We start from the raw sequence: 22,774 nt of genomic DNA on the forward strand, positions 1-22,774 counted from the left end.
CCGCCATGGAACAGGCCGGCCTTCTCAACGCGGCGCCGTCCCGGCAAGTGGCGGCCAGCCTGGCGCTGACCCATGTCGATGCCGGCTATGGGCCGGCGCAGATCCTTTTCGATCTGTCGCTGGAGGTGCGCAAGGGCGAGGTCGTCGCGGTGATCGGCGCCAATGGCGCCGGCAAGTCGACCACGCTCAATGTGATCATCGGGCGGGTGCGGCCGAGCGCCGGCGAGGTCCGCCTCAATGGCGTGCCGATCCACACCCGCTCGGTCGAGGCGATCGTCGCCGACGGTGTCACCTGCGTGCCGCAGCGCCGGCGCATCTTCGCGACGATGACGGTGCGCGAGAACCTCGAGGTCGGTGCCTATGTGCGCCGACACGACAAGGCGGCCGTCAAGGCAGGGCTCGACGAGGTGCTGGAGCTTTTTCCGGTCCTGGCGCGCAAGGCTTCCCATCTCGGCGGCGTGCTCTCGGGCGGCGAGCAGCAGATGCTGGCGATCGGGCGCGGGCTGATGGCCGGGCCGCGCGTGCTGCTGCTCGACGAACCTTCGATGGGGCTCTCTCCAAAACTCACGGTCGAGATGTTCGACGACATCCAGCGCATCGCCCGGACCGGGCGCACCATCCTGATCGTCGAGCAGAATGCCTATGCCGCGCTCGGCGTCGCCGATTTTGGCTATGTTCTCGAAAATGGCCGGGTCTCGCTGTCGGGCCCGGCGGAGCAACTGATCGAAGATGACTATGTCCGCCAGACCTATCTCGGCGCCTGAACTCGCGGAACCGGCCCCGCTCGCCGGCCTCGTCCGTGCGCTGCGCGCTTTTTTGGGCGCGCGCTGCTCGCTCGCCGCCGCCGATCGCGAGCTCCACGGCCATGGCGAATCCTATCACCCGACCGCCGCGCCCGATGTCGTCTGCTACGCGCAAAGCACCGACGAGGTCAGCGCGATCGTCTCGCTATGCCGCACGGCGCGCGTGCCGATCGTGCCCTTCGGCGCCGGCACCTCGCTGGAGGGCCATGTTGCGGCGCTGCATGGCGGCGTCTGCATCGACCTGTCGCGCATGAATGCGATCGTCGCCGTCCATGCCGAGGACCTCGATTGCGTAGTCCAAGCCGGCGTCACGCGCCAGCAGCTCAACGCTCATCTGCGCGACACCGGGCTGTTCTTCCCGGTCGATCCCGGCGCCGAAGCGACGCTTGGCGGCATGGCCGCGACAAGGGCCTCTGGCACCAATGCGGTGCGCTACGGCACCATGCGCGAGAACGTCATCGCGCTGACCGCCGTCCTGGCCGATGGCAGCGTCGTCAAGACCGCCAACCGCGCTCGCAAATCCGCGGCCGGCTACGACCTGACCCGGCTCTTCGTTGGCTCGGAGGGCACGCTCGGCGTCATCACCGAGGTGACGCTCAGGCTCCAGGGCATACCCGAGGCGATCTCGGTCGCCGTCTGCTCCTTTCCCGACGTCGGCAGTGCGGTTTCCTGTGCCATCGAAACGGTCCAGGCCGGTATCGCGGTCGCGCGCATCGAACTGCTCGACGATCTCTGTATGTGCGCGATCAATCGTTATAACGGGCTGAGCTATCCGGAGACCGCGACGCTGTTCCTTGAGTTCCACGGCTCCGGCAGCGAGGTCGAGGATCAGGCGGCCTCCGTCCGGGACATTGCCGAGGGCCATGGCGGCTCCGGCTGGCGTCATGCCGCCGGTGCCGACGAGCGCGCAAGGCTCTGGCAGGCGCGCCATAACCTCCACTACGCCCTGCTCGCGCTGAGGCCGGGCGCCAAGATCTGGGGCACCGATGCCTGCGTGCCGATCTCGCAGCTCGCGACCTGCATCACCGAAATCCGCGCCGAGACCGAGAAGGCGGGCTTCCCGGTGCCGGCGCTCGGCCATGTCGGCGACGGCAATTTCCACCTGAGCTTCATCATCGACCTCGACGATCCCGCCGAGCTGCGGGAGGCGGAGCGGCTGAACGGCCTGCTAGTCAACCGCGCCATCGCGCTCGGCGGAACCTGCACCGGCGAGCACGGCGTCGGCTATGGCAAGGCGAAATATCTGCGCCGCGAGCATGGCGATGCAGCCGTCGATCTGATGCGGCTGATCAAGACCAGCCTCGACCCGCACAACATTCTCAACCCGGGCAAGGTGCTGCCAGCATGAGCTATGCAGAAAGCAAAGTTTCGTCGCGGCCCGAGTTCCCAACCAAATTGCTTGCCTCCACGCCGCCCCAGGCGAAACTCTTCAAGCACTCGGCCGATTTCACGCCGCGCTACTGGGTGTTTTCGCTGCCGGCGGTGCTGATCGTCGCGGCGGTGATCGTGTTCCCGTGGCTGTTCACGCTCTACATGTCGACGCAGGACTGGAAGATCGGCGGCGGCCCGGAATTCGTCGGGCTTCAGAATTTCGCCGAACTCTTCCGCGATGCGCGCTTCATCGAGTCGATGGGGCACACCTTGTATTTCACCGTGCTGGCGGTGGTGCTGCCGATCCTCTTCGGAACGGCGGCAGCGCTCGTCTTCCACCGTGAGTTTCCGTTTCGCGGCATCCTGCGTGCCGTCTTCGTGATGCCGATGATGGCGACGCCGGTCGCGGTCTCGCTGGTCTGGACGATGATGTTCCATCCGCAGCTCGGCGTGCTGAACTATCTGCTCTCGCTCGTCGGCATCGGCCCGCAGAACTGGGTCTACGATCCCGGCACAGTGATCCCGACGCTGGTCATGGTCGAGGTCTGGCACTGGACGCCGCTGGTCATGCTGATCGTGTTGGGTGGCCTCGCGGGCCTGCCGCGCGAGCCCTATGAATCCGCCCTGATCGACGGCGCCAGCGACTGGGCGATGTTCCGCCACATCACGCTGCCGCTGGTCTGGCCGTTCATCATGGTGGCAATCGTGATCCGCACCATCGATGCGCTGAAGGCCCTCGACACGATCTTCGTGATCACCCAGGGCGGGCCCGGCACGGCCTCGGAGATGCTCAACATCTTCCTCTATCTGCAGGCCTTCCAGTTCTACAAGATCGGCTACGCCTCGGCCGTCGTGGTGATCTTCTTCGTCATCGTCATCATGCTCTCGCTGCTGCTGCTCTATGCGCGCCAGAAGTCGAAGTGGAACGCGTGATGAAGCGCCTCGCCACAAAGCTCGGCTTCTACGCCTCCGTCTTCGTGCTGGTCTCGCCGGCTGTGCTGGTCTTCCTCTGGATGATCTCGCTGTCGTTCAAGAACGAGCTCGACAACACCGCCTTTCCACCGGTCTTCATCCCGAATCCGCCGACGCTGAAGAACTATGTCGACGTCTTCGCGCAGAACAACTTTGCCCTGTATCTCTGGAATTCGATCCTGGTTACCGGCGGGGCGGTGCTGATCGGCCTGCTGGTGGGCGTGCCGGCCGGCTACGGGATCGCGCGCGGCAAAGCGACGAAGTTCGCCATCCTGATCCTGGTCGCCCGCATGACGCCGGCTTTGTCCTATCTGATCCCGCTCTTCCTGCTGTTCCAGATGACCGGGCTGGTCGGCACCATCACGGCGCTGGTCATCACCCATCTCGTCATCACGATCCCGATCATCGTCTGGATCATGATCGGATATTTCGAGAATATCCCGATGGAACTTGAGGATGCGGCGCGCATCGACGGCGCGAGTTCCTTGCAGGCCTTCCGTCACGTGGCGCTGCCGCTGGCCATGCCCGGCGTCACCGTCGGCGGCATCCTCGCCTTCATCTTCTCCTGGAACAACTTCATCTTCTCGGTCGTGCTCGGCGGCAAGAACAGCCGCACGCTGCCTTCGGCCGTCTACAACTCGCTGACTTTCGAGCAAATCTCGTGGGGCCCGCTGGCAGCTGCGGCGCTGTTGGTGACCCTGCCGGTGCTGCTGGTGACGGTTCTGGCGCAGCGCCAAATCGTCGCCGGGCTCTCGGCGGGAGGGCTCAAGGATGGGTGAAAACCATCCTATGAGGCAGGATAGTGCTGATGAGAGTTTTTAAATCTGCATTGGATCATTTCTGTATATGTTCTCGGCAGCAGCAGATACGAGGTCGCGTTTGTTGATCGCGGTCACAATAAAATTGGTCGCAACATCATTATCGAAATCAAAAAAGACAATCACAGTTCGTGATTGATTGAAAATTAATCTGATGTGATTTCGATTGCGATGACCTCGACATCAGGCAGTCGCAACGAAGCGAAGCTCGATGACCTTGTCTTCAAAGCTAACACGGGTCGTGCAGGCAGTCGGAATCGGTATGACGCCGCACAAGCTCCCGGTCGTGATGATTTGTCCCCGCTGCAGATCCCGCATGTAAGGCGCATGTCCATTGACATAAGCGGTCAGCGGGATCATCGGCACATTCTGCGGGTGCTTTCCTTGGCCGGAAAATACGCGGATCCCATCGATGTCAACGTGAAGCTCGGGGAGCGCGGCTGTCATGAAAAGCTGATTGTCGACCTCCGGACCAAGGACGTATCCGTCGTTCGCGAGGCCGTCAGCCAAGAATAGCGCATAGGGTGCGATCGATCCGTTCTGCAGGCGGGACCCGCAGATTTCAAGGCCCAGATAAACGCCTGCGGCCGCCTCCATGATTTCCGAGTCTTGATAGGAATGTCCCGCTATGAGCGGCAGCGACTTTCCCAACACCATTCCTAATTCAACTTCCAGCAACAGCCCTTGGCGCCAAGGAAATTCTGTCGGACCTGATGCGAGGACGACTGGATAGAGCGGGGCGGAGCTGGGTTGTCCATCGCGGGTTGAGCCGAGCTTCCAACCCTTGGGCGGATCCGCGTCGAGTTGCTCGAGCACTTGGTATTGCACTGCCACCGCGTCGGCCACATCTGCCAGCTGACCAACGTCGTCAGGCAGATCCCTTCGTCCCGTCGAACGGGCCCTGGCTAGAATAGTCGCCAAGTAGCCCGTGCCGGGCACTGTCATGGAGGTCATTGTCGTAACTCCCTGCTGGCGGCGCCGGTTTACCGCTCCATCTCCACGGGCTCGCCGGCTCACCTCATGAGCATCGCATTTCTATTGCTCCCAAAGTGGCGATTGTCTACAATCTTTTTAACGGCGCCAATCGCCGCGCGAGGGAAGATGCGTAATGACGACGGGTTCCTTTCACATCGACGGCTGGGCCGTCGTCACTGGGGCAGGGCGGGGTATTGGAGCTGGCATCGCGCAACGCCTATGCGAGCAGGGAGCGAAAGTCGTTATTGCAGATCTGGATTTCCAAGCTGCGGAAGCAGCCTGCGCGGCCTTGCGTGAACAGGGATATACGACAGAGGCCCGGCGGGTCGATGTAACGGAGGAAGCGTCGGTCGAAGCACTGGCCGACGCCGCTGTCCAACTCGGACCGCTCGTCGCTTGGGTGAACAACGCAGGCATGTCCCAGCGCGTAGCGCTCCTCGATCTGACGGTCGCCGATTGGGATCGCATGATGAGCGTCAACGGCCGCAGTGTCTTTCTGGGCACCCGCGCTGCCGCGCGGCGCATGCAGCCCGGCGGTGCGGTCGTAAATCTGGCCAGTATTTCGTCGTTTGTAGCTCTGCCCAGCCTCACGCATTACGGCGCGTCGAAAGGCGCGGTTGTCGCATTCACAAAGCATGCCGCGATTGACCTCGCGCCTTTCGGGATTCGGGTCAACGCCGTCGGGCCAGGGACGATCGAAAGCGCCATGACGCAAGCGCGACTGTCTGATCCAGAACAGCGGGCATGGTCCGAAAAACGAATTCCGGCAGGCCGTATCGGGCAGCCCCAGGATGTCGGAAGTGCCGTCGCCTTTCTCTGCAGCAACGCTGCATCCTACATCACCGGCGCCGTCCTCATGTGCGACGGCGGCTGGACAGCCTCAGCGTAGTCACTCGCCTTCCTCGGACTACGGAGCGAAACTTCGATGGCAGTTGTTGAGAAGCCCTTGGTGGTGATATCTGGCGCGGCCAAAGGCATCGGCCGAGCTTGCGCCGAGGCCTTCATTGCCAATGGGTGGCACGTTGCGGCCTTCGACTTAGACCAAGAACGGCTCGATGAACTGCTCGCCGCGTCGCCAGTGAGCGCTGTGTCGGTATCTGCTGTCGATGTGACCGATCCGGCTTCGATCCGGCAGGCGACCTCAAAGCTTCCGGGATCTGCTCGTGCACTCATCAATGCAGCGGGCATCTATCCCATGTCAGCCCTGGCGACAGCGAGCGTCGAGCTCTATCGAAAGATATTCGACATCAACGTACTGGGTACGGTCCTTCTCAGCCAAGCGATCGCCGAAAACATGTCGGACGGCGGGGCGATCATCAATTTCGCATCTGTCAACGCGTTCATGGCGAAGCCGGAACAGCTGCTCTACAGCGCCGCCAAAGCGGCAGTGGTCAACCTGACACGGAGCATGGCAGCGGAACTCGCTTCGCGGAATATTCGGGTAAACGGAGTTGCGCCCGGGCCGGTCGATACCGACGGCCTTCGTGCGATACCTGGCCGCCTGGAGCAGGTGGCGAGCCAAGTCCCCCTCGGCCGGACGGCGACACCCGCTGAAATCGCGGCCCTCGTCCTCTGGCTCGTCGATGGGCACGGCGCCCAGTTTATGACCGGCGAAACCGTAGTCAGCAGTGGCGGCCTTTTGATGCGCTGATGGCGCACAAGCTACCAACAGGATTTTCCGATGGACTTGCAGATCTCCGAATTGTCGCCGCTCGAATGCGAGCGGCTGATCAACAGCGTCGTTGTTCCACGCCCAATCGCTTGGGTGACGAGTCAGGATGGTAACGGTGTCCGAAATCTGGCGCCGTTCAGCTATTTCAATCTCGTCTCGGTGTCGCCCGCGCTTCTCGTGATTTCCTTTCGGGGCCCGAAGGACACCTTGAAGAACATCGAAGAGACCGGCGAGTTCGTCGTCAACATCGTCAGTAAAAGCCTGTCGCCGCAGATGGTCGCTTCATCGGAAGCGTTCCCGCCTGAGATCGACGAAATCACGGTCGCCGGCTTGGAAACCAGTCCGAGTCGCACCGTCTTGCCGCCGCGGCTTGCGCTGGCCAAGGCGGCGTTGGAATGCAAGCGCGTCCAAAGCATCGCGCTCGGGGACGGCACACTGATCATTGGCGAAATCCTCCACGTCTTCATCGATGACGGAATATTGGAGAGTGGCCGCGTCAGCGTTACGGCCCTAGCCCCTGTCGGGCGGCTCGGCGGCGCGTTTTACACTTCGCCCGATCAGCCGTTCCGAGTCAACAAGCCCTAATCAGCGCGCAAGCCAAGGATTGTGGACAATCCTCACAAGATATTTATCTTGGCTACGATAACCGTCGTATTTTCAGAGAGTTAGTCCGAATTCTCGACGCGAACGGCCAAATCCGCATATAGATGACTTGACATATTGAGGATTGTCTACAATCATCACGCAAGCGATCTCGAAGGGTTCGCAACGAACTGCGCGGGAGGAAAATATGACGGACCTCATCCAGTCTGATTTTCTGGAAGCTATGCGGCGACTTGCCTCGACGGTGAGCATCGTCACCTGTGCCGACGAGAGCGGATGGCACGGCATGGCGGCGACGGCCGTCACGTCCGTCTCGGTCGATCCACCTTCCATACTGGTCTGCGTGAATGGCGCGGCATCCCTCAACCGTCCGCTGAAGACCAGCGGTCGATTCTGCCTCAACATGCTGAGCATCGGCCACACGGATATCTCGCGCGCTTTCGGCGGCAAGCTCAAAGGGCAGGAGCGTTTCTCGATCGGCGACTGGGAAACAGACGGCAGCTCCGGGTTGCCTTACCTACCCGACGCGCAGGCCAACCTTTTCTGCCTCACCGATCACGTCGTGCATTACGGCACCCATGACATTTTCATCGGCCGCGTCGAGTGCGTGCGCTTTGCCGAAGAGGTGTCCCCATTGGTTTACCAGAACGGACGTTACGCGGAGACACGCGAACTCGCTTCGCTTGCGATCTAGCGGCGCTCTCTCGGCAGTAAGGAGATCAACGATGAAGCTACATGCCTTTCTACTCGGCCAAACGACCGAGCCGACAATCGATACCCGCGACATGTACCAGACCCTGATCGACGACACCCGGTTCGCGGAGGAGGTCGGGTTTGACGGCGCATGGTTTGCCGAACATCACTTTTCCAACTATGCGATGGTTCCGAATTCGCTGACGCTTCTGGCGGCATTGGCCCGGGAGACCAAGCGCATTCGCCTGGGTACCAGCATCATTCTGCTGCCATTGCGAAATCCCGTTCTGGTCGCCGAAGAGCTGGCTATGGTCGATCAACTGTCGGATGGGCGGCTCGAGGCGGGATTCGGCCGAGGTTATCAGCCCTATGAGTTCGACCGGCTCGGTATTGATTTCAGCGAGGCTGGGCCGCGGCTGGTCGAGGGAATCGATCTTTTGACCCATCTTTTCGCCAATCCCGATCAGCCATTCGAGGGGCGCCATTATAAAACTGGTTCGCTGACGATAACGCCCGCGCCGCGTCAGTTGCCCCATCCGCCATTTTGGATCGCGGCAGGCTCCGCCGAGTCTATGGGCTTTGCCCTGGAGCGCGGGCTGTCGATCGTCTGCAATGTCGGCAACAACGGGCCGGACCTGGCTTCGAAGCTGGTCGATACTTTCCACGCCGAGTGCCGGAAGCGCGAGATCGATCCGAAATCGGTACGCTTTGCCCTGCAAACTCATGGCTATCTGGTCGAGTCAAAGGACGAGGAAGACACGGTCGTTCGGTCGGGCGGCTTTCTTCATCGCGTCCAGGTCAGGCTACGCGAGCAGCGCCATCAAATCGTCCGCGGGATCAACGAGGCTTCCGGCCATGAGAAGGGCGAGCCGACCTATGCGGGTTGGTCAGCAGCAAGTCTGATCGGAGATCGGGAGCACATCGAGAGGCAGGCTGCCAGATTTGCCGGTCTCGGCATTTCCGACCTGTTCATCACGCTGCGTTTCGGCGAATTCAAGACGCCAGGCACTCGCCGTTCCATGCAGGCGATCACGGAAGCGGTGAACACAACTAACGCCGAATTGAGAAAAGCCTCGTGATCGTGCGGGTATCGACTGGCGGAGTCGTAGCGATCGACGATCTCGATGATTTCGCGCGCTTTAAGGTTACGGTCGATGCGTCGTCGGATGCATGGGCCGATGTTTCCGGACGCGTGTCGGGAAAGGTCGATTTTGCCGATGCCCATACTGCCTGGGTTATGGTCTGTTTCCTTCGCGGGGCATCTGCAACGGCCGAGTGGCAGGACGGGCTATCGAAGATGATCGCGAAAGCCGCACCGCATGGTTGGGTCTCGGATGATGGATCGGCGATCAAGGCCCATGTCGAATGGAGTTCTTGATCAAGGCGATGCGCTCGCTTTCCTACGCGGGGCCGACTCTGCAGCCACCGCCTGATCTGTTTCCAACCTCGCGGCAGCCTCGGTGAACATTCGCCACTGCGGATCTTTGGCGAGGTCGCTGCCGCTGACGAGCGCAATCAAGCGGCTGGCTCCCGTCGTCATCTTGTCATGCCATATAGTCTCGGCCGCCTTCAGGTCGCCGGCGGCGATGGCGTCGTAGAGGCCGACGACTTCCCTTTTCGCAGTGCCCGCGCGATCGGGGTACTCGATCCGAAGGAGGTTGATAAACCGCTGCAACTCCGAGCCAAGTTCACGGAAAAATGCCGATGCACGGCGTAATCCACTGGCTTCCACGATCATGGCTTGGAATTCGAGGTCGTGGCGGACCATGTCCGCCTGGCTGCCTTTGACAGCAAATGCCACCGCCTTCTGAGCCATGTGCGCGAGCGGCTTGAGGCGACCGGATACAGGTGGTTTTCCATCTGCCAGAAGATGGCGAAGTGCCTGCGATCCAATCGCTGAGCGCAATTCGTAGATCTCAAGGATGCTGGGCGCATCGACTTCCGCAACGACAGCGCCGCGATTGGGGCGCACATCGACAAATCCCTCGCGGCTTAGGCGTCGCAAGGCTTCGCGGATCGGATGGCGAGAAACGTTGAGTTGGGCGGCAAGATCCATTTCAACTAGCCGATCCCCCGGCTTGTAGAAGCCCGCAACGATGGCGTCCCGAATCTGCCCAGCGGCGTATTCGGAACTTTCCATTGTTGTTTGCGGTGCGAGAACGTTGCGCCGGGTCGGCTTAAGCACGGAGGCTCCTCAACTTTCGGCAGTCGGTTTCAGTCAAGTCGCCGCGAGGGCAAATCGCTGTTGCGGCGGACATTGCAGAGCTACCCGAATTGCTGATTGCCCGCAATCTTCGGCTTATGATTCCACGACGCCGCCATCAAAAAGGAGTTGACCGACGTTGTGGATTGTCTACAAATTTGAGATCGCCAGTGCGTAGACACGAGCCCGTAAGGGCAGGCAATGAGGAAGCCCGAATGAAACATCGGCCAGCAGATACATCGTGCAGCGGACAGCCGCGCGCCGGGGCGGTTTGCACATGACGATGCCCACGATGACTGGCGTGTCGGGCCCGAGGCTTTCGACCTCTGCGCGGATGCCGAACGGTGATCGCTGGCGGCCTTATGCGCCGATGCTCTGGTTTGCCCCGGTCCTAGTCCTGCTCTTTGGCGTCACCGTCTATCCGACGATACTTGTCGTTTGGATGTCGTTTCAGCAGACGCGGTATTTCGAAATGATCGGCTTTGCCGGCTTGGCGAACTATCGCGAGCTTTTTGTTTCGGAAGCCTTCTGGCAGCTCACGAGCAACTCGTTGATCTATGTCTTCGGGACGCTCCTGATCGTTCTGCCGCTCGGCTTGCTCAGTGCATTAATGATCCAGGCGCTGCCGCGTGGTGGCAAGGTCGTTCGTGTTCTGTTGCTGGTTCCGTGGACATTGTCGCAGGCGGTTGTCGGCAGTTTCTGGCTTTGGCTTTACAATCCGTCTTATGGTCCGGTCGCATATGTGGCTCGGGTGCTAGGTTTCGATGCCGGCCTTTTGCTCGGTGATCCGGATCAAGCTCTTTATCTGGTGATCCTTATTACTGCGTGGTGGTCGTTTCCATACGCGATGGTCATGATGAGCGCGGCGCTGCAGGGGGTGCCAGATGAATTGTTCGAGGCGTTGTCCATCGACGGCGGCAATAAATTTCACGCACTACGCTACGTCATATGGCCGTATATAGCGCCTGCATTGGGTAGCACCGGATTGACTTTGTCGATCCTCTACCTGACTTTGATCACTTTGATCATCGTGCTCACTGGCGGCGGACCACTAGGCAGTACCGCGACATGGAGCCTCGAGGTGTTTCGAGGCACCGTGCAATCCGTCAACATCGCGCCGGCCGCTGCGCTCTCGGTTGTCACATTGCTCGCCAACGTCGTGCTGGGGTGGGGCTATCTCAAGTTGACGGGGCGAGTCAGCGCATGAACAGGGCGATGACACCGGCGTCCGGCGCCTCGACCATTTGGATCCGGACCGCGGCGGCTGTGGCCGCCATCCTGGTCCTGGGACCCATGGTGTGGGGCCTCATGACATCTCTCAAATCGGAAGTCGGCGCGGTTTCCTACCCGCCCTCGCTCTGGCCCGATCCGTTGACATGGTCGAATTACGGCCGCGTCTTCACCCACAAGACCTTTGGTATCGAGTTGTTCAACTCGCTGCTCTACTCGATGGGAGGCGTGGCGCTCGCGCTGGTCGTGGCCGGCCCCGCTGGATACGCGGCTGCGCGCTTCGAGTTTCCCGGCAAGCGCGTGCTTATGCTGGCTATATTGATGACGTCGATGGTTCCCGGCGTCGCTCTACTTGCTCCCACCTATTTTATTCTCGATCGGCTGGGACTTGTTAACGATGCCTTCGCGATCATCGTGATCTCGGCGGCGCGGGTGGCACCGCAAACTGTGTGGTTCATCCAGAATTTCGTCAGCGGCGTACCCCAGGAAATCGAGGAGGCGGCGGTCATCGACGGCGCGTCGCGGTTCCAGTCGATCACGCGCATCGTCATTCCGCTGATCCGGCCCGGACTCGCCGCAACCATCGTCTTGGGCATGATCATGATCTGGAACGACTACATAACGGTCGCGACATTCGCACCGGATATCGGCCGGCGGACGCTGCAGGTTGCGCTGGTCAATCAGGTCTTCGATGCAATCGGCATGTCCTGGTCCTATTTCATGGCGTTCGCCATCGTTGCGTCGATCCCGGTGCTGGTTCTGTTCATCGCAGCGCAGCGCTGGTTCATCGCTGGCCTCACTGCCGGCGGTCTCAAAGGCTGAGCCATCAGAAAAGAAGAGCGCCGCGCCGGAATTCTAGATGGCGTCGCGACAAAAAGGGAGAGAAACAATGGTCAAACGGCATAGAATTCGCAGCCTCATGACGGCTTCGGTGATCCTGGGTGCATTAAGTATCACGGCGGCCTTCGCGCAGGGGACGACCGAGGTCGTCTACAGCACCTTCCTGGACCCCAACAACGCCAACGATCCGCGCGCTGTCCAGCAGGGTAAGATGATCGCCGAGTTCGAAAAGCAGAACCCATCGGTTAAGATCAAGATATTCCTCGATCCGCCGATCACCAATACCGCGCGGGCGCTGAAAAGCAGCTTGCAGACGCCCGACGTGGTGCGCGCGATGGATTATCTCGTCCCCGAGTTCATCGCGACCGGCAACGTAGAGCCGCTCGACGACCTGATCAAAAAAGACAATCTCGACGTCGGCGATTTCCTAATTCCGTTGGAGAATGCCCGCATCCGCGGCAAGACCTACGGTCTCTACCAGGATTATCGCATCCCGATTCTGCTATACCGCAAATCAAAGCTCGCGGAAGCGGCCGTCACGCCTCCCGCGACCTTCGCGGACGTGTGCGAGACAGGCGCTAAGCTGTCCAAGGGGCCGACAGTCGGCTACGCGATCCCGCTCGGCTCGTCCGGTGGCATCGGCGGCGCCCAGGCCTTCGCGGAATTCCTGTTCAGCACGCTGATGGCTGGAGAGTCCGGCGCATACTTCGGCGAGGACAACCGCACGCCTGGCTTCGACAAGGAGCGGCTCGACAAGGCTCTGACGCAGATCAAGGACCTCTATCTGAAATGCAAGGCGACGCCGCTTGCTTCGTTGCAGTTCGGCTTCAATGAAACTCATGATGGCCTCCGAGCCGGTACCGTTGCCATGGCGACGTTCGGACTTCACCGCTACCGCTCGATCCAGAAGCAGGGCGCGGGAGAAGATCTCGATTGGGCTCCGCCCCCAGGCTTCACTGCGAACGACAAACAGGTGGTTTACGGCTTCCAGCTCATGCTCAACAATAACTCCAAGGTAAAAGACGCGGCCTGGACGTTCATCAAATTCATGGCGGGGCCGGACGCTCAAGCCATTGCGGCGCGTGGCGGAGAGGTCGTCGCTCGCGGCGCGGTCTACAAAGACCCGTACTTTCAAACTGCCGAAGGTAAAGATCAGCTGGCGTGGGCGGAGCTCATCAAGACGCGGGGCCGCATCGTGAACTACACAGTCATCGGCGCCAACTTCAACCAGATCGTCGGCGAAGCGATCCAGCGCATGATCCTCAAGAACGGCACGCCGCAGGATGCCGCGACCGAAATCATGACGAAATATGCCGAGGCTATCGCAAAGGTGCAGTAGCGCCTCCATTCGCCGCCCGGACTGAACTTGCGTCGATCGGAGATAATCTCCGATCGACGCAAGATCTCAGTTGACGCTGATCTAAGCGAAAGAAGTCCATGAAAGTCGCCTTGCTCGGGGTTGGACACTGGCACTGCCCGCTGTATCTCCCCGGCCTGACCGACGATGAGATCGATATCGTCGGCGTAGCTGATCCGATGCCTGCGGCCTGCGAGCGTATCGCCGAGGCCTGTCGCACGAATATTTACAAGACGAACGACGAACTTCTCGATCATGCAAAGCCGGATTTCGTGTTTGCTTTTGCCCCTCATGCGGCGATGCCGCAGCTGGCTGCCAACCTCATCCGGCGGCAAATCCCATTCGTCATGGAAAAACCTTTCGGCCTCACGCGTGCCGACGTGGCGGCGACTCTGGCAATTGCCGGCAAGCTTTTCATCGCGGTGCCGTTCATCTACCGCATCAGTGGCCTACGCCATGCGATGGAAAATGCGATGGGCGGTTTTGGCGGCGGCGTTTCGCACCTGTCGATCCGCAACATTGCCGGGCCGCCTCAACGTTACAGCATGATGGGCGTGCCGTGGATGCTCGATCGCGCTATTTCAGGCGGTGGATGCCTGATCAACCTTGCCGTCCACTTCATTGATTTTGCGATTCTGGCGACGCGCCAGCCGGTGAGCGCGGTCTCGTGTCGGACTTCGAACCGAACTTACGGCCTCGAGATCGAGGACTATGCCGCACTGACTCTTTGTCACGGTTCGGGCGCGATCAGCACTGTCGAAGTCGGCTACACTTTTCCCCAGAATGCAGGGGAGAAGAGGGAGTTCACGCTGAGTTGCGCCTCGGAACGGGCTTATATTCGCACGGTGGAGGATGGTCTGCGGGTGACGCTCCGCCCGAGCGAAACATCGACGGACATCTCGGTCGAACTCGATACCGACGTCTTTTACGAAACTTTCGCCCGTCAGACTCTCGCGGACTTCGCAGCGGGGCGGGCCCCTTCCGCAGGCGTCGCCGATATGGCGCTCGTGATGGGGGTTGTCGATGCCGCCTATCGCTCGGCGGCCGACGGCGGGGCCTTGACCCACGTAGTTCATGTTGGAAAGCCCCAATGACAACCGAGCCGAACTACACGATCACGCCGGTCAACAGCGGCATCATCCATGGGTCTGAATGGGGCAATCTCACGCTCAAGCGGCACATGGGAGAGAAGACCGCTGTGCCCACGATCATTTGGGTCGTGCGGGGCGGCGGCCGCACCGTCATCGTGGACACCGGCCCCGGTGATGCGGCATTCGTGAAATCGCTTGTCGGCCGAAGCCTGGACCGGGCCGTGGAGCCAGAAGACGCCTTGCGAAAACTCGGGGTCGACCCGAGCGAGGTCAAGACGGTCGTGATTTCCCATCTGCATTGGGACCACTCCGGCGGATTGGATCTGTTTCCCAACGCCGAAGTCATAATTCAACGCAGTGAGCTGCAATGGGGCATCGCGCCGCTACCGGTTCAGAGCCCTCTCTATGAATGGCAGCGCCCGGATGGCGAGTTGCCGCGCTGGCTCCTTGCTCGCCGCCGCATGCGAATTATCGATGGCGACGAAGAGATAGCTCCTGGATTGAAGCTGGTCCATCTCCCCGGCCATACGCCGGGATGCATGGGTTTATGTTGCAAAACGACGGGTGGCCGTCATCTCATCGCATGCGACGCGGTGCCGACCTATGAAAACCTTGAGGACGAGGTCCCGCCAGGCTGGTACGTGGATCTTGAGCAGACCTACAAGACCGCCGCCAAGATCCGTAAGATCGCTGATGTCGTGCTTCCCGGGCATGATATGCGGGTGTTCGAAAAAGACGAATATCCATGAGCGATGGCAGGGCACGCAAACTCCCATGTCGGCGGCCTGTACTCGAGCCCCGCCGGTTTACCTTCTTGTTGGTGCATGCTGCCGGAACCTCAACAGGCGGATCGGGTCGGTGCAGCGGTGAGGTAGAAAACGGCTGGCTTCTGTGGGGCCCCGATGAAATTTGATCTGTCTGGACAGACGGCTGTCGTTACGGGAGGCGCACGCGGCATCGGGCTCGCGACAGCTCGTCATCTCGCGGCAAGGGGCTGCTCGATCGTCCTTTGGGATTTGGACTTTGAGGGCTTTGACGCAGCCGCGTGTGGCTTTGAACCGGCTTTGACGAGTGTTGTCGATGTAACATCACCGCTCGTCATTCAACATTCCGTTGACCAGGCCCTGGCCGAAACCGGGCGAATTGACATCCTCGTGAACAATGCGGGCATCAACGGTCCCGTTGCGGATGTCGAGCAGTACCCAACCGAGGCTTGGGAGCGGGTCCTTAATGTGAACCTCACCAGCGTGTTCCATTGTTGTCGCCTCACCCTCCCGTCGATGCGGCAGCGAGGCTACGGCCGCATCGTCAACGTGGCCTCGATCGCCGGGAAGGAAGGGACCCCCGGCGTTTCTGCCTATTGCGCGTCAAAGGCGGGGGTGATCGGCTTTACGAAAGCGTTGGCGCGCGAGGTCGTGAAGGACGGCATCACCGTCAATGCGGTGACACCTGTCATGGCCGAAACCGCGATACTCTCGCAGATGACGGAGGCTCATATCGACAGCGCGAAGAGCAAGATCCCTATGGGCCGTCTTGCCACCGTCGAGGAAATTGCCGCGACGATCGGATGGGCCGCGAGTCCTGCCTGCAGCTTCACAACGGGGGCGATTTTTGACGTCTCCGGTGGCCGAGCCGATTATTGACGGGGGCTGTTGCGCATGACTGCATCGACCAGGATCGCAATTATCGGCGCCGGAGTCATCGGCAAGCGACACGCTGCTTGGCTGAGGCGGAGTCCCGGTTGCAGAATCGTCGCCGTTGCGGACCCGAGCGACGACGCCCGACGCTTCTGCGAGAGCGAGGGCCTGCCATGGTTCGCGAATACAGCCGATGTCTGGCATGAGAGGCCCGATGGCGTCATCGTGGCGACACCGAACGTGCTGCACCTGCAGGTTGGGCTCGAATGCATCGCCAATAAAAAGCCGATGCTCATGGAAAAGCCTGTCGCCGATACCGTGGAGGCGGCGACGAAGCTGACCGCTGCCGCGGCGGACGCGAACGTTCCGATCTTGATCGGCCACTACAGGCGCCACAGCCCGACGATCCGTGAAGCTCGCCGTATCGTCCAATCCGGCGAGATCGGCAAGCTGGTCTGCCTTGATATGAGGCTGACGTTTTGCAAGCCCGACGATTATTTCAAACCTGAATGGCGGCGTGTTCCTGGGGGCGGGCCGGTGTTGATAAACCTCATTCACGATATCGACGCCCTCCGCTTCATCGGCGGGGAAATCGCCACGGTCCAGGCGAGCTATGCCAACAACACGCGCGGATTTCCGGTGGAAGACACCGCTGCCATCATCGTCGGGCTCGAGAATGGCGCCCTCGCGACAATATTGATTTCGGATACGGTTGCATCGCCGTACTCTTGGGATTTGAATGCTGCGGAGGAGCCCGCGTATCCAGTCTACGATAGGGACGTCTACCTGATCGGCGGATCGAAAGCGTCGCTCGCGCTGCCAAACCTGACCTTCTGGTCATATGGGGAAACGCGCGGATGGACCTATCCGATCGAGACGACGGATAGATCGACCGGCATCCATGATCCCTACATGTTGCAATGCGCCCATTTCCTGCAGGTCGTCCGCGGCCATGAGCTGCCGCTGGTTACAGCGGTCGATGGAACCAAAAACCAGATCGTTGCCGAGGCGATCGCGGAATCGGCGCGGTCCGGTAGGCGTTTAGCGCTGAAGGATCGCTTCGCGGAACTTGACCGCGCCATTGGTCGATCATAGGCCATCAAGGGCTGCCCGGGCAGCCTATGACGCCGCGCTGAAAATTCCACGGCAAGCCGTCTGGACCGCCGTGGAAAGATCGATCTAAACGTCGTCTGGCAACCATCAATCCTTGCCTGAACGCCCGCTTGGCAGGTCGATTTCGGTCTTAGACTAAAGCCTTATGCTCGAAGCGGAATCGAATAGGTGGACTCGACCCACTTCGGGCTTGAGGTGGATCAGATCGCCGGGACGAGCGTCGATCCGCTCGCGCACGACCGCTACGAGCTGGTCGTCGCCCAGCTTCACGAAGACCTGCGTTTCCGAGCCGGTCGGCTCGATGACCTGCACAGTGGCTGGAACACAATCGCGATCGGTCGGGTCGCAGATCACCAGATGTTCAGGGTATTCCGTAAAGCATTGCCGCTCCTGGTTTCGACGCGGTAGCGGCGGCGGGGAGGAGAAAAGCAGCGCCATTCGCAGCTCGAAACCTGCCGGCATCGACCGTTCCCGTCAGAACGTTCATCGAAGGGGATCCGATGAACTGGGCGACGAAGAGGTTTGCGGGCCGGTCATAGAGATCCAACGGAGCTCCGATCTGCTCGATAACTCCGTCACGCATGACAACCATCTTGTCGGCCATAGTCATCGCCTCGATCTGGTCGTGTGTGACATAGACAGTCGTCGTCTCGAGCCGCTGATGCAGCGCCTTGATTTCAGTCCGCATCTGTACGCGCAGCTTGGCGTCGAGGTTCGACAAGGGCTCGTCGAACAGGAATACCGAGGGATCACGGACGATTGCTCGGCCCATGGCGACGCGCTGACGTTGACCTCCAGACAGTTGGCGAGGATAGCGCTCCAGCAATTGACCAAGGCCGAGAATATCGGCCGCACGGCCGACCCGTGTCTTGATCTCCTCTGCTGGCGCCTTTCGCAACTTCATCGAAAATGCCATATTGTCGGCGACAGACATATGCGGATAGAGCGCATAGTTCTGGAAAACCATAGCAATGTCGCGCTCTTTGGGCGGGACATTGTTGACCACTTTAGAGCCTATTCTGATCTGGCCGCCGGATATTACTTCCAAGCCGGCGATCATGCGCAGCAAAGTCGATTTCCCGCAACCCGAGGGGCCGACGAGAATCACGAATTCACCATCCGTTATATCGATCGATACCCCGTGCAGCACTGCCGCCGACCCGTAGCTTTTTCGAACGTTCTCGACCGAAACGGATGCCATCGTCGGTTGTCTACCGAAGGGTTATTTGCCGCGAAGTGAATTTCAGGCCGCAGCGTTCTGGGAAATCCCGTCGAGCAAGACCTTGAAGGCCAGCATACCGGGATCGTCGATCCCAATGCTGCGCTCGCTGAACATTCTGGCGCGCCCAATCTTGTTTGGCTTGTCGCGATAGACATCGAGTGTCTGATCGGCCGCTTTACGTGCCGCTTGCGCGATGACGGACGGTTCGTCGAGCCCCGCTATGGCTCTCGCTACCGCGTCGAGACTATCGACGACCGTTTTGTCTCCCAGCGCGGCGCCGCCACGGTTCATCATGGTGGCGCAGACCATTTGCAGCAGACCCCCAAGTTCACTCCACGGCAGCTCTGTCCGGCCTCGGGTTTCCTTGGCGAGCGCCAGCATGGATACCGTCACCAGCGTGCCGAGGCTCGATCCGGTGCCGCTTGCGCTGGCCTTTCCCAAAGCCTGAAAAAAAGCGCCTACGTCCTGTTCATCTGCCGGGGCTGCTGTTGCAAGTCGCTCGGAGAGGCGCCGAAGCATGACGCCCGTATCGCCGTCGCCGATTTTGCCGTCGGCTTCATTGAGGTCCTGTTCGGCCTTTTGCGCGGCAAGCGCTGCGCGATCCATGGTCGTCTTCAGCGTTTGGGCATCTATTGGCATGTCAGGCTCTCCAGAAAGGCGCTTCACAAGGAGCCGCAAGCAGAGCGTCCAACTCGGCGTCGAGGTGCAAGATGCTGATGGACATGCCCGCCATCTCCATCGACGTCGCGTAGTGGCCGACAAGCGGGCGGACAATATCGATATCGGCGTTGGTCAGTTGCTGCTTTACGCGCCGGAAGACGATGAAAAGCTCCTCCAGCGGCGTCGCGCCGAGGCTGTTGATCAGAACTGATGCGCGTCCGGTCTTCTCGACACCCTCATCGCCCATTAGACGGCTCACCATTTCGTCAGCGATCTCGTCGGCGGCTCTCAATTTGTCGCGCCATATTCCCGGCTCGCCGTGGATGCCCATGCCCATCTCAATCTCGTCGTCGCCGATCTCGAAGGTCGGCCTGGACGAGCCTGGTATCTGGCAGGAGGCAAGCGCGACGCCGATCGTGCGACATTGCGAAACCGCCCTCTGGGCGGCACGCGCAACCTCGGACAGTTCAGCACCGGCCTCCGCTTTCGCCCCGGCCACTTTATAGGCGAAGATCAGCCCGGCTACGCCGCGGCGCTTTTGCCGCTCCGCCACACCGGCGCTGGCAATATCGTCGGTTCCGACAACCGTGGCCGTCTCGATCTCATCCTCAAGCAACTCACCGGCGAGATCGAAATTCATGCGGTCGCCGCCATAGTTGCCGTACAGCCTAAGGACACCACGCCCGCCATCGACTGCCCGGATCGCGGCCGAGCAAGAATCCACGGACGGCCCGGCGAATACGTCTCCGATCGCACAGGCGTCGATGAGTCCCGTGCCGACATAGCCGGTAAAGAGCGGCAAGTGTCCGGAGCCGCCACCGGATACGATCGCAACCTTGCCCCTTCTCGGAGCGTGAGAGCCTCGGATCACCCGTCCCCCAGGACCCTCCCGGACAAGCGAGGGGTGAGCCGCGGTCAAGCCTTCGAGCATCTCGTCGACGAAGGCGTCTGGCGCATTCATGAGTTTCTTCATCACGATGTCCTCCCGTTTTTAATTTGGTGGATTGTCTACAATGTGAACAGGCGGCCGTCGAGCGGAATTTCCGGCGACCGCGCCATCCAAGCCGGCTCGGTCGGTCATCGCATCTGAGACGATGGCGAGCCTTGGCCTGCTCCGACATGATCGCAGCATCGTCGACATTGGCGACCGCGCCCGGCGAGGGTGCCGATCGGGCAACCTTTCGCGGTCTTCGCTATATGTTGAGGGCGGACCAGACGGATGCGGCGGCGTCTGCTGCGCGAAATTCCAGGACACATAGGTGTTCCAGAAGATGCGCCTCAGCAAGATTGAACAGGCATCCGTCAGTCGCGCGTATACTCCAAGCGGTAGAACCCGACATGTATCGGCTCGCTCGCACCAGCTTTAACGAGCTGTTCCCGAGCAACGACATCGGCGAGCGCATCTGTATCGGTGGCTTCGATCAGGGCAAACCAGGTGGGCGGCGCCTCGATGTCCGTCCTGTCACGTGACTCGGCCGTGCGGACCAGCGAAGAGGCGCCGTCGGCGACACAAAGATGCGCCCCGCAGATCCGCGGGCGCCTGGATATGCTGGCGACGAGATCGCTCAATTCAGCTTTCGCTTCCTCGGTGGCCGCGAAGCGAATGGACAACAGTCCGGCGCCACTGCCCGGTCCGCTGCTGGCGGCCACATGCGCGAGAGCGCGAGCGGTGTTGCGAAAATGACTGGTGGCCGTACGGGTCCAGGGCGTGGGAGCCTCAAGTCGCGCCGCGTAGCCCGCGCTGCGCAAGACCTCGAAATCGGCCGTCTCGTACAGCGTGAAAAACTCCGGGTCGGTCTCGGGTGTCACGGCGATGTAGCGACGCCCCCGCAGAAACCCGGGAATATCGACCCGCTCCGGGATGTGCTCGTTGATATGCCAATTATAGAACTCCTCCCGCCCCTCAGGAGTGATGTTGTTCCAGATCGCAACGACAGCGCCGCCGGCTAGCATGAATGTCTCTTCCCTCAGTAGGTGGATCGTCCGCCCGACAGGTCGAAGACCGCGCCGGTCGAGAATGTGCAGCCCGGCCCGCACAGCCATGAAACGGTCGCGGCCACTTCGTCCGGCTCGAGAAAACGGCCGAGCGGGATGCGACCCAGCAGGTCCGCGCGCCGCTCCGGCGCCAGAGACCTTTCCATAGGCCCAGCGACGACGGTCGGCGTTATGGCGTTGACGAGAATGCCTTCGCCCGCGAGCTCCTTGCCGAGCGATTTCACGAGCGCGATCAGCCCTGCCTTCGATGCCGCGTAAGGGCCGGCGAGGGCGGTCCCTTCCTTGCCTTGTACGGAGGCCATGACGACGATGCGTCCGCGACTAGGCGCATCGTTTCTAAGAAGCGCCGGGACAACCGCACCCAGTGTCATGAAGGCGGACACTAGATTGACCTCGAGCACGCGCCGAACCTCGGCTGGCGCCACCAGCCACACCGGCGCGACAGGACCCAGTATACCAGCATTCACGACGAGCACGCGGATCGCACCAAGCCGCTTTTCCGTCTCCGAGACGGCTGCGGCGAGCGCGTCGGCATCGGTGACATCGACTGAAAGCGCCAAGTGAGCTTCGGCTACGTCGTCGATAAGATCCCAGGATACAGTGGTGAAACCGTCCGTATTCAGCCGCTGCAGAATCGAGCGACCGATCGCCCCGGCGCCCCCCGTCACGATTGCCACACCCGGGTTCGTCACAGCGATGCCTCGGCGCGTTTCGCGGGAGACGGCGCTTTCTTTGATGAAGGGGACCAGGCCAGGGCCATAAGTTGCGAGGCGCGCCGCAAATCAGGTAGCAAATTCTGAATGCGATCTTCGCTCAGCCTGATGATCGGCGCAGCTATGCTCATTGTACCGACGACTGCACCATTGCATTCGACAGGAACGGCGATTGCGGCCACGCCTTGCTCAGCCTCCTCCATCGCGAGCCCGTATCGCCGCGATCGGGTAAGATCGAGTTCGGCGATCAGCTCCGGGATTGTTTTCACGGCTTTGTCACTACCCGTGGCACGACCAAGTCCGGCATCGAGGCAGATCTTTACCGCATCGTCGATCGAGAGAGTTGAGAGCCAAGCCTTTCCGTTGGCTGTCGCAAACGGGATGACCCTCTCCGTCATATCCGCTTCGTAGACGAGGCCGGAGCGTCGTCCACGAGCCGAGCCTATCCAGACGAGTTCCCCGTTTTGAACGGCCGTCAGCCTGACCAATTCCTTGGTCTGTGCTGCAAGCCGATCAAGAATCGGCTGCCGAAGGTTGTCGACGTCATAGCTTGCCAAAAGGCGCTGACCAAGAAGCGCCAAACGCAAGGTGAGAACATAAGTATCGCCCTCGTCGCGTTCGACCCAGCCGCGCTCGACCAGCCCCGCGAGCACCCGATGCACAGCACTCTTGGGCACGCCAAGCGTCGCTGCCAGATCAGAAAGGCGAACGGGTCCGTCAGCCTGCGCCATCAGCTCGATCGCGACCACGACCCTGTCGATACCACCGCCCCAACCAGACCTCGCGGAAAGATCCGCCATGGCTTC

Annotated in this window: 24 protein-coding genes and 1 pseudogene; 17 read left to right on the plus strand and 8 right to left on the minus strand. The window is 60.9% G+C overall.

Going from position 1 to position 22,774, the window contains the following annotated elements; genetic code table 11:
• The first annotated feature begins 5 nt into the window (after window positions 1-5).
• The 4 genes from AXW83_RS15570 to AXW83_RS15585 are packed head-to-tail and all read left to right on the plus strand — an operon-like array spanning window position 6 to window position 3,925.
• Window positions 6-764, plus strand: a complete 759-nt coding sequence (locus tag AXW83_RS15570) for an ABC transporter ATP-binding protein (protein ID WP_066614987.1) — start codon at window positions 6-8, stop codon at window positions 762-764.
• Window positions 736-2,151 carry an FAD-binding oxidoreductase gene (locus AXW83_RS15575; protein ID WP_156640090.1) on the plus strand — a complete coding sequence of 472 codons (1,416 nt, stop codon included), beginning with the start codon at window positions 736-738 and terminating at the stop codon, window positions 2,149-2,151. The genes AXW83_RS15570 and AXW83_RS15575 overlap by 29 nt, the downstream gene beginning before the upstream one ends.
• Window positions 2,148-3,107, plus strand: coding sequence for a carbohydrate ABC transporter permease (locus AXW83_RS15580; protein WP_066614988.1), 960 nt, complete (start codon window positions 2,148-2,150; stop codon window positions 3,105-3,107). The genes AXW83_RS15575 and AXW83_RS15580 overlap by 4 nt, the downstream gene beginning before the upstream one ends.
• Window positions 3,107-3,925 carry a carbohydrate ABC transporter permease gene (locus AXW83_RS15585; protein WP_066614989.1) on the plus strand — a complete coding sequence of 273 codons (819 nt, stop codon included), beginning with the start codon at window positions 3,107-3,109 and terminating at the stop codon, window positions 3,923-3,925. The genes AXW83_RS15580 and AXW83_RS15585 overlap by 1 nt, the downstream gene beginning before the upstream one ends.
• Before the next feature lie 222 nt (window positions 3,926-4,147).
• Here AXW83_RS15585 and AXW83_RS15590 read toward each other — a convergent pair whose 3' ends face one another.
• Complete coding sequence (locus AXW83_RS15590; protein WP_066614990.1) at window positions 4,148-4,918, minus strand: hypothetical protein; 771 nt, start codon at window positions 4,916-4,918, stop codon at window positions 4,148-4,150.
• A 154-nt stretch (window positions 4,919-5,072) separates the two neighbouring features.
• Between AXW83_RS15590 and AXW83_RS15595 the strand changes: the two genes are divergently transcribed.
• From AXW83_RS15595 to AXW83_RS15620, 6 genes are all read left to right on the plus strand, one after another.
• Window positions 5,073-5,828: an SDR family NAD(P)-dependent oxidoreductase gene (locus AXW83_RS15595; RefSeq protein ID WP_066614991.1), complete on the plus strand. Its 756-nt coding sequence runs from the start codon at window positions 5,073-5,075 to the stop codon at window positions 5,826-5,828.
• Between the two features lie 36 nt (window positions 5,829-5,864).
• Window positions 5,865-6,590 carry an SDR family NAD(P)-dependent oxidoreductase gene (locus AXW83_RS15600; protein ID WP_066614992.1) on the plus strand — a complete coding sequence of 242 codons (726 nt, stop codon included), beginning with the start codon at window positions 5,865-5,867 and terminating at the stop codon, window positions 6,588-6,590.
• Between the two features lie 30 nt (window positions 6,591-6,620).
• Window positions 6,621-7,196 carry a flavin reductase family protein gene (locus tag AXW83_RS15605; RefSeq protein ID WP_066614993.1) on the plus strand — a complete coding sequence of 192 codons (576 nt, stop codon included), beginning with the start codon at window positions 6,621-6,623 and terminating at the stop codon, window positions 7,194-7,196.
• 205 nt (window positions 7,197-7,401) lie between these two features.
• Window positions 7,402-7,908 carry a flavin reductase family protein gene (locus AXW83_RS15610; RefSeq protein WP_236841684.1) on the plus strand — a complete coding sequence of 169 codons (507 nt, stop codon included), beginning with the start codon at window positions 7,402-7,404 and terminating at the stop codon, window positions 7,906-7,908.
• A gap of 31 nt (window positions 7,909-7,939) precedes the next feature.
• Window positions 7,940-8,986, plus strand: a complete 1,047-nt coding sequence (locus AXW83_RS15615; RefSeq protein WP_066614994.1) for an LLM class flavin-dependent oxidoreductase — start codon at window positions 7,940-7,942, stop codon at window positions 8,984-8,986.
• On the plus strand, window positions 8,983-9,285 hold the full coding sequence (locus tag AXW83_RS15620; protein ID WP_066614995.1) for a hypothetical protein: 303 nt from the start codon (window positions 8,983-8,985) through the stop codon (window positions 9,283-9,285). The genes AXW83_RS15615 and AXW83_RS15620 overlap by 4 nt, the downstream gene beginning before the upstream one ends.
• On the opposite strand, the gene AXW83_RS15625 is transcribed toward AXW83_RS15620, so the two are convergent.
• Entirely contained in the window at window positions 9,286-10,092 is an 807-nt protein-coding gene (locus AXW83_RS15625; protein WP_236841685.1) for a GntR family transcriptional regulator, read from the minus strand.
• A gap of 295 nt (window positions 10,093-10,387) precedes the next feature.
• Between AXW83_RS15625 and AXW83_RS15630 the strand changes: the two genes are divergently transcribed.
• The 7 genes from AXW83_RS15630 to AXW83_RS15660 all read left to right on the plus strand — a co-directional run bounded on the left by AXW83_RS15630 (window position 10,388) and on the right by AXW83_RS15660 (window position 17,360).
• Complete coding sequence (locus tag AXW83_RS15630; protein WP_082767165.1) at window positions 10,388-11,317, plus strand: carbohydrate ABC transporter permease; 930 nt, start codon at window positions 10,388-10,390, stop codon at window positions 11,315-11,317.
• A 101-nt stretch (window positions 11,318-11,418) separates the two neighbouring features.
• Window positions 11,419-12,162, plus strand: coding sequence for a carbohydrate ABC transporter permease (locus AXW83_RS15635; RefSeq protein WP_168166106.1), 744 nt, complete (start codon window positions 11,419-11,421; stop codon window positions 12,160-12,162).
• 67 nt (window positions 12,163-12,229) lie between these two features.
• Window positions 12,230-13,519, plus strand: a complete 1,290-nt coding sequence (locus AXW83_RS15640; RefSeq protein ID WP_066614999.1) for an ABC transporter substrate-binding protein — start codon at window positions 12,230-12,232, stop codon at window positions 13,517-13,519.
• A 98-nt stretch (window positions 13,520-13,617) separates the two neighbouring features.
• The gene (locus AXW83_RS15645) at window positions 13,618-14,631 is read left to right on the plus strand and encodes a Gfo/Idh/MocA family protein (protein WP_066615000.1); all 1,014 of its coding nucleotides are present in this window, start codon (window positions 13,618-13,620) and stop codon (window positions 14,629-14,631) included.
• The gene (locus AXW83_RS15650) at window positions 14,628-15,377 is read left to right on the plus strand and encodes an N-acyl homoserine lactonase family protein (protein ID WP_066615001.1); all 750 of its coding nucleotides are present in this window, start codon (window positions 14,628-14,630) and stop codon (window positions 15,375-15,377) included. Before AXW83_RS15645 ends, AXW83_RS15650 begins: the two co-directional genes overlap by 4 nt.
• Before the next feature lie 153 nt (window positions 15,378-15,530).
• The gene (locus AXW83_RS15655; protein ID WP_066615002.1) at window positions 15,531-16,271 is read left to right on the plus strand and encodes an SDR family NAD(P)-dependent oxidoreductase; all 741 of its coding nucleotides are present in this window, start codon (window positions 15,531-15,533) and stop codon (window positions 16,269-16,271) included.
• A gap of 15 nt (window positions 16,272-16,286) precedes the next feature.
• Window positions 16,287-17,360 carry a Gfo/Idh/MocA family protein gene (locus AXW83_RS15660; protein ID WP_066615003.1) on the plus strand — a complete coding sequence of 358 codons (1,074 nt, stop codon included), beginning with the start codon at window positions 16,287-16,289 and terminating at the stop codon, window positions 17,358-17,360.
• 153 nt (window positions 17,361-17,513) lie between these two features.
• Here the strand turns inward: AXW83_RS15660 and AXW83_RS15665 are convergent.
• From AXW83_RS15665 to AXW83_RS15690, 6 genes and pseudogenes are all read right to left on the minus strand, one after another.
• Window positions 17,514-18,579: pseudogene (locus tag AXW83_RS15665) on the minus strand (ABC transporter ATP-binding protein).
• A gap of 42 nt (window positions 18,580-18,621) precedes the next feature.
• Window positions 18,622-19,239 carry a dihydroxyacetone kinase subunit L gene (locus tag AXW83_RS15670; protein WP_066615004.1) on the minus strand — a complete coding sequence of 206 codons (618 nt, stop codon included), beginning with the start codon at window positions 19,237-19,239 and terminating at the stop codon, window positions 18,622-18,624.
• Window position 19,240: 1 nt separating this feature from the next.
• Window positions 19,241-20,233, minus strand: a complete 993-nt coding sequence (locus AXW83_RS15675) for a dihydroxyacetone kinase subunit DhaK (protein WP_066615005.1) — start codon at window positions 20,231-20,233, stop codon at window positions 19,241-19,243.
• Between the two features lie 329 nt (window positions 20,234-20,562).
• Window positions 20,563-21,213 (minus strand): hypothetical protein, encoded by a 651-nt coding sequence (locus AXW83_RS15680; RefSeq protein ID WP_066615006.1) that lies wholly within the window; start codon window positions 21,211-21,213, stop codon window positions 20,563-20,565.
• Between the two features lie 14 nt (window positions 21,214-21,227).
• Entirely contained in the window at window positions 21,228-21,932 is a 705-nt protein-coding gene (locus tag AXW83_RS15685; protein ID WP_236841686.1) for an SDR family NAD(P)-dependent oxidoreductase, read from the minus strand.
• 11 nt (window positions 21,933-21,943) lie between these two features.
• Window positions 21,944-22,768, minus strand: coding sequence for an IclR family transcriptional regulator (locus AXW83_RS15690; RefSeq protein WP_066615008.1), 825 nt, complete (start codon window positions 22,766-22,768; stop codon window positions 21,944-21,946).
• Window positions 22,769-22,774: the final 6 nt, after the last annotated feature.

Origin of the sequence: Bosea sp. PAMC 26642, assembly GCF_001562255.1 — a bacterium.
GTDB lineage: Bacteria > Pseudomonadota > Alphaproteobacteria > Rhizobiales > Beijerinckiaceae > Allobosea.